Consider the following 10,026-nt stretch of genomic DNA (forward strand, 5'->3'; position numbering starts at 1 on the left):
CGGACCCGAGAACCACTACAAGGGCTGCACCCGTATCACCAGCCGAAACGCCGAGCATTGCGCCGCAGATCGAACCTCTAACCGAACGGCATTGCCACTAGCCGCCGTTCGGCCGTCGGACACCGGCCGGTGGTTCGACCTCCAAAAATCGTCTGCGCCGCGGTCCGCGGTACATCAGCACCGTCCAGCCCAACTCCCGCAACACAGCCGCGCACCGGCCCAGTTCGCCCTCTTCCGCATGGGCGGCCCCGCTGCCGGGCGGACCGAGCCACTCGACCCTTACGCTGCCCGGCGCCTCACCTTCTTCCAGGCGGTACCCGGTCGCCGTGCACAGGCCGGAGTCATCAACGGCCGAGGCGGCCACGCCCGACGCTTCCAGGGCCAGTGCGATGGCCCGTATCGGCCGGTGGCTCTCCCAATGTGCGGGCACGCCCTCCGGGTGCGCCCGCCCGGTGTTCGTCAGCCGCCGGATCTGCAGCATCCCCTCGAACGCCGTCCGTACCGAGGCGACCCGCTTCCCGTCCGGTGCCGGGTTCCTCGGGCCGTCCCCGGTGGCCGGTTCGAAGCCGGTCTCGTGCTCGGCGCCCATCAGCGCTCCCTTCGCCTGTGCCGTACTGCTGCCAGTGTGCGCCGCCCCACTGACAAGGGCTCGGGCGCGAGGCATCGACCGTCCCGACCGGATCGCCGACCCCGCCGCGCCGATGCGCCCCGGCTACGGCGCGGAGCGTCCCTTGCACCGGACGGCGACGACCTGGCCCCGCCGAGTACCTTGCCCCGACCGAGGATGCCGTGCGGGTCCAGCGCCGCCCTTCCGCGTGGTGCACGCCCAGCACCGCGGAACCCGGTGCCTTGTTCATGCCACGCATCTTCAGCAGCCCCACGCCGTGCTCGCCCGTCACGGTGCCACCGAGCGCGATCGCATCGTCGAGGACGTCCTCGACGCCAACTGGGCACGGGCACGCGCGGCTTCGTCACCGGGCGGGGTGGTGATCAGCGGGTGCAGCTTGCCGTCCCCGGCATGGGTGAAGTTGGCCGGCAGAATGTCGTGCCGGGCCGCTGTCTTCTCGATTCGGGCCAGCATCTCGGGAACCGCGGTCCGCGGCACACAGGCGTCCTCGGCCAGCACCGGACCGAGCCGTTCCAACGCCGGACAGGTCGCCGCGCCTGGAACAGCGCATCGGCTTCCCGCTGGTCCATGAAGACCGCGGCCCCGGTCGCGCCCGTCCGTTCGAAGCAGTCCCGCACGAATTCGGCCTCGTCATCACGCTTCGCGCCAGGGGGTGTCGACCCGGCCGAGCAGCACCACGTCCGCGTCGGCGGAGAGACCCATGTTCTGCCTCTCGTCGACCGCGGCGAGACAGGGACGGTCGACCAGTTCGAGCGCCGAGGGGATCACACCCGACGCGGTCACGGCGCTCACCGCCTCTCCCGCCATGACCGCCGACGAGAGTTCCACCGTCGGCGTCAAGCCGGGGCGAAGCCCCGCAGGAAGTGGTCGCGCAGGACCGCCCGCCGGCGTGCGTCGGCCAGCCGCTCGTCGACCCAGAGGAAGAAATTGTCCGCGATGGTGTCCGTCCAGTCGTAGGCCGGATCATACGGACCGGTGTCAGGCGGGGGCAGGTGCGCCTGCCACTGCGGATCCGGCGGACTGTCGACGGTGATGGTGCGGGTGCCGTCCGGCCGCTGTATGTGTCGGACGGCCACCTTTTCGCAATTCCACCGGTGTTGGCCGTACTGCAGCCAGAGAGCCGAATCGTCGGCGTACAGAGCAGCGGCGGTGCCGGTGCGATGCGGCAGTACATGGACGAAGCCGTGACAGAGGCCCGAGGCCGGGGTGAGGAGCCCGGAAGCCGGGTCCAGCGCCCACACCGTGCCATGACGGTCGTAGTCCTGCAGCACTGTCGCGGACATCAGTGACGCGGCTCCAGACCGAGTTCCTGGTCGATCGCGGCATTGCTGCGGGTTGCGGCGTCGATGACCGCCTCCCAGTTGCCGTACTTGGCGAACTGCTGGTCGGCCGTGGGGCCCAGTGGGTTGCCGTACTTCGCCATGTTGCGTGCCTCAAGAGCCTGAACGGCCTCTGGGGACATGCCCGCGCGAGTGACGTCCTTCGCTTCGTTGCGCATGGCGACCAGTACGCGGGCGATCTCTTCGTCGGAACGGCCCGCGGCGCGCATCCGGTCCTCGACAAGCTCCATGGAGTCGAGCAACTGGTGGTAGCGGACCCGGATCTCGCGCGCTTGCACCCATTGCTTCGGAGTCATCTCGCGGATCGAGCAGACGACCGGATCGCTGCTGGTGCACGGGGCACCCGGACCTGGCACGGTCGAGTGCACGACAGCGGCCGACGGTCCGATGGCAGGGACGGCCAGTGCCCCAGGGGCGAACAGGGCGCTGCCCACCACGGTGAGCAGCGGCAGGAGAAGGGTGACGACCAGTCTGCGGATGAGCGGGCCCCGGCGGAACGCGGAGGAGAGTGAGACGGCAGACAACGTACGTGCACGCATGAAGAGGTGCTCTTTTCGCCAAAGGAACAGGGCGAAACGGACGCTACGGTGGCCAGGGCGTCTGGGAGCGATCACGAAATCGGCGCGTACGGGTGACGGGTCCCGATAGGGTCGACCGTCCGACAGTTCCGTACCCCAGAGGATTCACGTACTGTGCCCGACAATGTCCAAGGCCCCGGCACCGACCGCAACGACCGTGCCGAACTGCGCGCCGACTGCGCGAATTGTTTCGGGCTGTGCTGCGTTGCACTGACCCTGACCCGGTCCGCGGACTTCGCGATCAACAAGGATGCAGGCAAGCCCTGCCGCAATCTGCAGGAGGACTTCCGCTGCGGCATTCACACCGGACTACGGGCCCAGGGCTTCCCCGGCTGTACCGTGTACGACTGCTTCGGAGCCGGCCAGAAGGTCTCCCGCGAGACCTTCGACGGGCAGGACTGGCGCCGGGCCCCGCAGACCGCCCAGCAGATGTTCCAGGTGTTCCCGGTCATGCGACAGCTCCATGAACTCCTCTGGTACCTCACGGAAGCACTGTCCCTGGAACCGGCGCGCTCCCTCCACGCCGAGATCCGTCGCAGCCTCGACGAGACGGAACGCCTCACCCACCTTCCGGCGGACGCGTTCACAGATCTGGATGTGGCCGCGCACCGAGACGAGGTCGCCGCCCTCCTGCTCCGTACCAGCGAACTCGCACGAGCCACGGCACCCCGCAGGAAGAAGCGCGACCACCGCGGCGCCGACCTCATCGGAGCCAGGCTCAAAGGCGCCGATCTGCGGGGCGCCGATCTGCGGGGTGCGTACCTCATCGCAGCGGACCTCAAGGGCGCCGATCTGCGTCTGGCCGATGTGATCGGGGCCGACTTCCGGGACGCCGACCTGTCCGCCGCCGACCTCACCGGAAGTCTCTTCCTCACCCAGGCTCAGCTCAATTCGGCCAGGGGCGACGCGGCTACGAGACTCCCGTCCTCGCTCGGACGCCCCACGCACTGGGACCAGTGAGTCCCGGCCCGGACCGCGACGATTCTGACGGCCCGGACACCACCCGCGCCACGCCCGAACGGATCGGCCGGTGCGACGGGGCACCGCGGACACCCGTGGTTCGTTGCACAGTGTGGCGTACCCGGAACGCCTTCGACGACCGGACCGAGGAGTCCCGCACATGCCCAGCAGTACCGACCGCATCCGCACCGAGCAGAGCCGCACCCGCCTGATCGAACGGCTCATGGAGCAGTTCCCGCACGTGCCCCGGGAAGCCGTCATCAAGGAAGATCTCCTGCGTGGCGGCCTGGCGTTCGACGAGTCCGCCCTCAGCGACAATGAGGGCGGCGATGTCAAGCCGAAGTCGTACTTCATCTTCTCGTTCGACCACGGGACCCTCCCCGAACTCGGCGCGGCCGCACTCCGCCGTCCGCCGGAGGAGATCGTGCTCACCGGAGGTCCGTACGAACTGCGCAGGACCGTGGTGTCGGTACGGGTCAACCCGGCGTCCCCGTACTGCGTCGCGGCCGACGACGACGGCGTGCTCGGGCTGTACCTCGACGGCCGGCGGATCTCCGATGTCGGACTGCCGCCGATGCCGGACTACTACCGGCACACCCTTGAGAACGGCAAGTCCGTGATGGAGGTCGCGCCCACCATTCAGTGGGGCTACCTCGTCTATCTGACGGTCTTCCGCGTCTGCCAGTACTTCGGGGCGAAGGAGGAGTGCCAGTACTGCGACATCAACCACAACTGGCGCCAGCACAAGGCGGCGGGACGCCCGTACACCGGTGTGAAGCCGGTCGAGGAGGTCCTGGAGGCACTCGCCATCATCGACAAGTACGACACCGCGAAGACCTCCACCGCCTACACCCTCACCGGCGGTGCCATCACCTCCCACATCGGTGGCCGCGACGAGGCCGATTTCTACGGTCAGTACGCCAAGGCCATCGAGGAGCGCTTCCCCGGTCGCTGGATCGGCAAGGTCGTCGCCCAGGCCCTGCCCAAGGCCGATGTGCAGCGCTTCCACGACTACGGCGTCCAGATCTACCACCCCAACTACGAGGTGTGGGACCGCAGGCTGTTCGAGCTCTACTGCCCCGGCAAGGAGCGCTACGTCGGCCGCGACGAGTGGCACCGCCGCATCCTGGACTCCGCCGAGGTCTTCGGCCCCCGCAATGTCATCCCGAACTTCGTGGCGGGGGTGGAGATGGCCGAGCCTTTCGGCTTCACCACGGTGAACGAGGCCATCGAATCGACCACCGAGGGCCTGCGGTTCTTCATGTCGCACGGCATCACCCCGCGATTCACCACCTGGTGCCCGGAGCCCACCACCCCGCTCGGAAAGACCAACCCGGACGGAGCACCGCTGGATTACCACATCCGCCTGCTGGACGCCTACCGAGCGACCATGGAGGAGTACGGGCTCAGCTCGCCCCCCGGCTACGGCCCGCCCGGCCCGGGGCGCGCCGTCTTCTCCGTCAGCTCGTTCATGGACAGTCTTCCAGCCCGTCCGGACGACGTTCAGTAGCACCGAGCCGGTCGTCGGGCACCACCGGGGCGCCGGAAGCCAGTTCACGTACGACCCCGGCGAAACCCTGCACCAGGACGTTGTCCGTGCCGTCGCCCCCGACAAGGCCGCTGCGGTCATCCTCACGGCCCTCGCTGCCGAGAAGACGCCGCTCAGGCTGCCGCTCGGCAACAATGCGATTGATGCGATCCATGCACACCTCGATGCCGCCCGCGCCGAGATGCTCGCGTGGGAGAGGGCCGGCCGGAGCACCGACTTCACGAATGAGGGTCGTAGGCGGCGTCAGGCGCGCCACTGCGCCGTGCGCTCCGGGGAAGCTTCGGCGAGTGCCTTGGTGACGGCTTCGGCATCGCCCTGATGACCGTAGACCGGTGTGCCGGGCTGCTGCCGCCAGGACTCGTCGAGGCCGCCCGCGTCCACAGTGTCGAAGCCCAGCTCGTCGATGAGGTCGCGTACGACCTGCTTGGCCGCAGCGTTGTCACCGGCCACCGGCAGCGCCTGACGCCCGAGGCTGCCCTTCGGCAGGCCGTTGTCGAGGATGTCCTGCGCGTATGTCCCGTTGAACGCCTTGATCAACGGGTGGCCGATCTGTCCCTCGGCCCACTGGCTCTCCGGCAGACCGTCCTCGATCGCGGCGATGCGGCCGTCGCGCTGCTGCGGGTAGTAGTTGCCCGTGTCAATGACCACGACCCCCTCCGCGGCCCCGTCGAGAAACCCGGAGGGCAGGCGGGGGACGGCTTTGACGGGGACGGTGACGACAACGACCTGGGCCCCGCGAGCAGCCTCCGCGGTGGTGACCGGGGTGGCTCCGGTCTCCTCGGCGAGCGCGGTGAGCGTCTGCGGACCGCGAGAATTGGCGATGGAGACGTCATGGCCCAGTGCCGTGAGGCGCCGGGTGAGATTGCCGCCGATGTTGCCCGCTCCGATGATGCCGATCTTCATGGATCCGACCTTCCGATGGTGCCTGCGGTGCATGATGTGCTTTCGCCCCTTCACCAACTACTCACTGCGGGTTCATATTCCGGGCAATGAAAAAACGATTCGCCCGTTCGCCGGGAGGATGGGACCGGACGACTGCGGGCACGTACAGGAAGAGAAACGGAATCACCGAGCCCACCTGGAGGCGGTGCTCATGCTGCATGGCGTCGATGTCAGCTCGTATCAGTCGTCCTTCGGCACGGACGGACTGGACTTCGTCTTCATCAAGGCCACCGAGGGCCGTTCGTACATCAATCCGCATCTGACCTCGCAGGTCAAACGCGCCAGGGACGCAGATTGCGTGGTCGGCTTCTACCACTTTCTCTGGCCGGACGACATCACGGCGCAGGCGGAGTACTTCGTGAGCAAGGCCCCGGAGAAGGCGGGTGATCTGCTCGCCGTGGACTGGGAAGACAATGGCGAGGGCACGCGGGCGAGCAATTCCGAGAAGGACCGCTTCATCCGTGAGCTCAAGCGTCTGAGGCCCCATCACAAGGTTCTGCTGTACTGCAACCGCTACTTCTGGCTGCATCACGACACCACGTCGTATGCGGGGGACGGTCTGTGGATAGCCGACTACGTGAGCGCGGGGGAGCCCAGGATCCAGGCGTCCTGGCGCATTCATCAGTACACCGACCAGCCGCTCGACAAGGACGTCGCCGCTTTCTCCTCGCGGACGGCCATGCGCGACTGGGCCCGGGGGTAGCCGCACGCACGTGCCGTGAGCCGGTGACCGGTCATCGGCGATCGGGCACGCAGCACGTGGCACAGAACTTCGGGCGGGGGCACATAAAAGCGAAATCCGGCCATCTGAAATAATCTGCTTCGAGGCTTCTGTCACCTCTGTGATACCGCAGGGTGGCCGATCAGCCGGACGTGCCCGATCGAAGCGGAGGAGTAATCCATGAAAGCCGCCGTTGTCCGCAGCTTCACCGAGCCGCTGGTGATCGAGGAAAGGCCTGTGCCATCGCCGGCCGGACACCAGGTCCTGGTGCGGATGGAGACCTCCGGGCTGTGCCACACGGATATCCACGCTGCACACGGCGACTGGCCGGTCAAGCCCAGCCCACCGTTCGTTCCGGGCCACGAAGGCATCGGCATCGTCGAAGCGGTCGGCGCACAGGTCACTCATCTTGCGGTGGGGGACCGGGTGGCCATCCCCTGGCTCGGAGAGGCGTGCGGACACTGCGACCACTGCGTCTCCGGCTGGGAGACGCTCTGTCTGAAGCAGCAGAACAGCGGCTACTCCGTGGACGGCAGCCATGCCGAGTATGCACTGGCGCACGGAACGTACGTGGTGCCGGTGCCCGACGGCATCGACCCGTTGGACGCGGCACCGCTGACCTGCGCGGGTGTCACCACGTACAAGGCCGTGAAACTGTCCGGCGCGCGCCCGGGCGCGCGCGTCCTCGTCTCCGGCATCGGCGGCCTGGGCCATCTCGCCCTGCAGTACGCGCGGATCTTCGGCGCCGAGACGATCGCCGTCGACGTCACCGACGAGAAGCTGGCCCTCGCCCGCGAGCTGGGCGCCGACCATGTCATCGACGCCCGGGTCCAGGATGTCGCCGAGGAGGCCCGCCGGCTCGGTGGAGCCGACGCGGCCATCTCTCTGGCCGTGAGCAACGCGTCGTTCAGCGCCGCCTACGGTGCGCTGCGCAGAGGTGGCACGCTCGTCCTGGTGGCGCTCCCCGCCGAAGGCAAGCTGGAACTGCCCGTCTTCGACACGGTACTGAACGGCACGAAGATCGTCGGCTCGATCGTCGGAACCCGTGAGGATCTCGCCGAGGTGTTCCAGCTGCACAGGCTCGGCCGCACACGCGTCGTCCGCGAGAGCCGGGCTCTTGAGAACATCAACGCGTCGATCGACGAAGTGCTGAAGGGCAAGGTGTCGGGTCGTCTCGTCTTCGACATGCGCTGAACCGCACATGCGAGGAGCATGGCGGCGCTCGCCCGCGATGTGGGTCGATACGCGGACGGGCGCCGCCCGGGTTGGGTCAGTACGACCGCAACTCGATGAGGTTGCCCTCGGGGTCGCGCACATGGGTGGTGCGGAACGTGAGGCCTCAGTCCGGCCGGTCGCATGCACCGGCGACCGGTGAAGCGCCATGTTCCAGGCAGTGCGCCAGCCCGGCATCGACATAGGTGACCCGGCAGACGAATATCGAACGGCCCTGAGCGGGTGGTGCCGCGCCCTGCTCCAATTAGCAGGAGAAGACCCATCATTGGTAGAAGCCTAAGATATTGCGATGAGCGAGACCCCGCCCAGCCTCCTGGGACTCACGACCTATCTGTTGTCCAACACAGGCAAGGCTGCGCGGAGTCGGCTGGCAGCGCGGCTGGCCGAGCGCGATCTGCGGCTCTGGCACATGGCGGTGCTGTCGGCGTTGGTCGATTTCGGCCCTCATGTACAGCGGGAGCTGGCGTCACGGCTCGGGATCGACCGGAGCGACTTGGTCAAGATCGTGGACGATCTGGCAGTGGCCGGACTCGTGAACCGGGCTCGCGACACCGCCGACCGCCGCCGCGTGACCGTCACGCCCACCCCGGCGGGCCACGCGATGCTCGCGGACCTGCAGACCGATGCCCTGACTGTGCAGCGGGAACTGCTCGCCCCCCTGACCAGCACCGAACAGGCGCAGCTGGCAGCCCTGTTGAGACAAGTCCACGCCCACGTCCACGAAGGGCTCGAAGGGCCGCGGTCAGGTCGTTGAGCGATTCCCCGAGTTCGGTGCGGCAGACTTTCCCGGGTGACCACAGCCGCGGCTCAGCCGCCGCGTGACCGTGCGTTCGGGCGCGGAAACCCTCATTCCACAGGCCGCGACCGCAACCCCGGCCGAACCGGCGGTGGCTGTACTGACGGCCATGCAGACCGTTTTGGTCCGGGTGGGAGTCCGCCAGGCCGCCGCCGTGCTCCTGGAGGAGAGGGTGCGTGCTACGGGGGACTGCGTGGAGCGCGTGGCGGCAGCGACGACAGTCGCCATGCTGCGCAGCGCGATCGGCCAGGCCGGCTGAACCAAGCAGACGCGCAGGGCGCGGGCCCGACGAAAGGCCTGGGAGGGGGCGCCGCGGATCAGCGCAGTGGGTTGACAGCCCGGACGCACGTGTCCGGATTCTCCCGCCAGTGGTGCCGGCTGTCCTCATAGGACAGAACAGTGGCGAGGGCGTCTTCCAGCCCAAGTCTCCCGGCGAGCTCTCGTACGATCATGACGGCTGCCGCCAGTCCGTCGTATCCCCCTTCGGCGGGGGACCCGGGGTCGGCCGCGCGACGCCCGGCGGCCGTCGTACCTGTGGACTCCACCAGCGGTTGCAGCCACCGGGCCCACCGGCTGTAGGTGCCCTCCTCCGGTTGCTCCGCCGTTCCCAACAGCGACGCCAGTGCCCGAGCCAGACGTTCGCGGTGGCTCGCCGCACGCTCTGACCCACGGATGTTCGGCGATGAAGTGTCCCCAACCGGTCTCCACGTCCAACCAGTCGATCCACCAGGCACCGGCGGGCCGCAGTCCCTCGGTACCCCCGAGGACGTAGGCGTCCCGCACCAGTTCGTACCGTGGCGGGGTGGCTTTTGCCAACAGGGCGGCGTCGTAGAGTCCATGTCCTGTGGGTATGCGTCAGTTACCAGCCACAGCGGCTTCCAGGCCAGTGACAGTTCGGGAGATGCGGCCGGCCCGCGGTACCCAGGACCGTCCGCCAGCGGCTGCAGTTCAGTGAATGCTGCCCGGGCGGGCAGGGTCTCATTGAACACCCCGTCGAGTTGTACGGTGCCGCCGGGCATCCCGGGCGCTGTCCAAGGCAGCAGCACGCAGTGGCCCGGAACCCGGTCATACGTCCAGATGTCCTCCGTCACCCTGCCGGCTACGTCGATCCGGACAGCGTCACGGGCGGCGGCCGCCGCGTCCCGTGCGACCGTGTCGAACAGAGCGGAAGTCCATGGCCCAGCCCTGAGAGCCTGTCGGGTGGCCGGTTGGTTACGCTGCGATGAGGTCCTCGACGGTGCGGGCTCGTGCGGTCTTGCGGTGGGATTCATGGCTCCAC

Annotated in this window: 11 protein-coding genes and 1 pseudogene; 6 read left to right on the forward strand and 6 right to left on the reverse strand. The window is 68.1% G+C overall.

The window, feature by feature from the left end:
- Positions 1-97: 97 nt before the first annotated feature.
- From ABTZ94_RS33230 to ABTZ94_RS33245, 4 genes and pseudogenes are all read right to left on the reverse strand, one after another.
- Positions 98-589 (reverse strand): hypothetical protein, encoded by a 492-nt coding sequence (locus ABTZ94_RS33230; protein WP_351206486.1) that lies wholly within the window; start codon positions 587-589, stop codon positions 98-100.
- Between the two features lie 306 nt (positions 590-895).
- Positions 896-1,435: pseudogene (locus tag ABTZ94_RS33235) on the reverse strand (FAD-binding oxidoreductase).
- A gap of 29 nt (positions 1,436-1,464) precedes the next feature.
- Positions 1,465-1,911 carry a hypothetical protein gene (locus ABTZ94_RS33240; protein WP_351206468.1) on the reverse strand — a complete coding sequence of 149 codons (447 nt, stop codon included), beginning with the start codon at positions 1,909-1,911 and terminating at the stop codon, positions 1,465-1,467.
- Complete coding sequence (locus ABTZ94_RS33245) at positions 1,911-2,507, reverse strand: hypothetical protein (RefSeq protein WP_351206470.1); 597 nt, start codon at positions 2,505-2,507, stop codon at positions 1,911-1,913. Before ABTZ94_RS33245 ends, ABTZ94_RS33240 begins: the two co-directional genes overlap by 1 nt.
- A 153-nt stretch (positions 2,508-2,660) precedes the next feature.
- On the opposite strand from ABTZ94_RS33245, the gene ABTZ94_RS33250 reads away from it, so the two are divergent.
- Positions 2,661-3,506 (forward strand): pentapeptide repeat-containing protein, encoded by an 846-nt coding sequence (locus tag ABTZ94_RS33250; protein WP_351206472.1) that lies wholly within the window; start codon positions 2,661-2,663, stop codon positions 3,504-3,506.
- 160 nt (positions 3,507-3,666) lie between these two features.
- Positions 3,667-5,016 carry a radical SAM protein gene (locus tag ABTZ94_RS33255; RefSeq protein ID WP_351206474.1) on the forward strand — a complete coding sequence of 450 codons (1,350 nt, stop codon included), beginning with the start codon at positions 3,667-3,669 and terminating at the stop codon, positions 5,014-5,016.
- Here the strand turns inward: ABTZ94_RS33255 and ABTZ94_RS38075 are convergent.
- Both ABTZ94_RS38075 and ABTZ94_RS33265 read right to left on the reverse strand, forming a co-directional pair.
- Positions 4,976-5,311 (reverse strand): hypothetical protein, encoded by a 336-nt coding sequence (locus ABTZ94_RS38075; RefSeq protein WP_502967352.1) that lies wholly within the window; start codon positions 5,309-5,311, stop codon positions 4,976-4,978. The two genes, ABTZ94_RS33255 and ABTZ94_RS38075, sit on opposite strands and share 41 nt — an antisense overlap.
- Positions 5,299-5,991 (reverse strand): NADPH-dependent F420 reductase, encoded by a 693-nt coding sequence (locus ABTZ94_RS33265; protein ID WP_351206476.1) that lies wholly within the window; start codon positions 5,989-5,991, stop codon positions 5,299-5,301. The genes ABTZ94_RS38075 and ABTZ94_RS33265 overlap by 13 nt, the downstream gene beginning before the upstream one ends.
- 157 nt (positions 5,992-6,148) lie before the next feature.
- Between ABTZ94_RS33265 and ABTZ94_RS33270 the strand changes: the two genes are divergently transcribed.
- From ABTZ94_RS33270 to ABTZ94_RS33285, 4 genes are all read left to right on the forward strand, one after another.
- Positions 6,149-6,700, forward strand: coding sequence for a glycoside hydrolase family 25 protein (locus ABTZ94_RS33270; RefSeq protein WP_351206478.1), 552 nt, complete (start codon positions 6,149-6,151; stop codon positions 6,698-6,700).
- 198 nt (positions 6,701-6,898) lie between these two features.
- Entirely contained in the window at positions 6,899-7,912 is a 1,014-nt protein-coding gene (gene adhP, locus ABTZ94_RS33275; RefSeq protein ID WP_351206480.1) for an alcohol dehydrogenase AdhP, read from the forward strand.
- A 328-nt stretch (positions 7,913-8,240) separates the two neighbouring features.
- Positions 8,241-8,705, forward strand: a complete 465-nt coding sequence (locus ABTZ94_RS33280; RefSeq protein ID WP_351206482.1) for a MarR family winged helix-turn-helix transcriptional regulator — start codon at positions 8,241-8,243, stop codon at positions 8,703-8,705.
- A gap of 64 nt (positions 8,706-8,769) precedes the next feature.
- Positions 8,770-9,006 (forward strand): hypothetical protein, encoded by a 237-nt coding sequence (locus tag ABTZ94_RS33285; RefSeq protein ID WP_351206484.1) that lies wholly within the window; start codon positions 8,770-8,772, stop codon positions 9,004-9,006.
- Positions 9,007-10,026 lie beyond the last annotated feature (1,020 nt).

The organism is Streptomyces sp. NPDC002785 (genome assembly GCF_040295565.1).
Taxonomy (GTDB): domain Bacteria; phylum Actinomycetota; class Actinomycetes; order Streptomycetales; family Streptomycetaceae; genus Streptomyces.

What these genes read in the sequence shown, in the direction of transcription:
- ABTZ94_RS33230 (WP_351206486.1), bottom strand. Translation starts at nt 589, where the DNA reads ATGGGCGCCGAGCACGAGACCGGCTTCGAACCGGCCACCGGGGACGGC.
- ABTZ94_RS33240 (WP_351206468.1), bottom strand. Translation starts at nt 1,911, where the DNA reads ATGTCCGCGACAGTGCTGCAGGACTACGACCGTCATGGCACGGTGTGG.
- ABTZ94_RS33245 (WP_351206470.1), bottom strand. Translation starts at nt 2,507, where the DNA reads ATGCGTGCACGTACGTTGTCTGCCGTCTCACTCTCCTCCGCGTTCCGC.
- ABTZ94_RS33255 (WP_351206474.1), top strand. Translation starts at nt 3,667, where the DNA reads ATGCCCAGCAGTACCGACCGCATCCGCACCGAGCAGAGCCGCACCCGC.
- ABTZ94_RS33265 (WP_351206476.1), bottom strand. Translation starts at nt 5,991, where the DNA reads ATGCACCGCAGGCACCATCGGAAGGTCGGATCCATGAAGATCGGCATC.
- ABTZ94_RS33270 (WP_351206478.1), top strand. Translation starts at nt 6,149, where the DNA reads ATGCTGCATGGCGTCGATGTCAGCTCGTATCAGTCGTCCTTCGGCACG.
- adhP (WP_351206480.1), top strand. Translation starts at nt 6,899, where the DNA reads ATGAAAGCCGCCGTTGTCCGCAGCTTCACCGAGCCGCTGGTGATCGAG.
- ABTZ94_RS33280 (WP_351206482.1), top strand. Translation starts at nt 8,241, where the DNA reads ATGAGCGAGACCCCGCCCAGCCTCCTGGGACTCACGACCTATCTGTTG.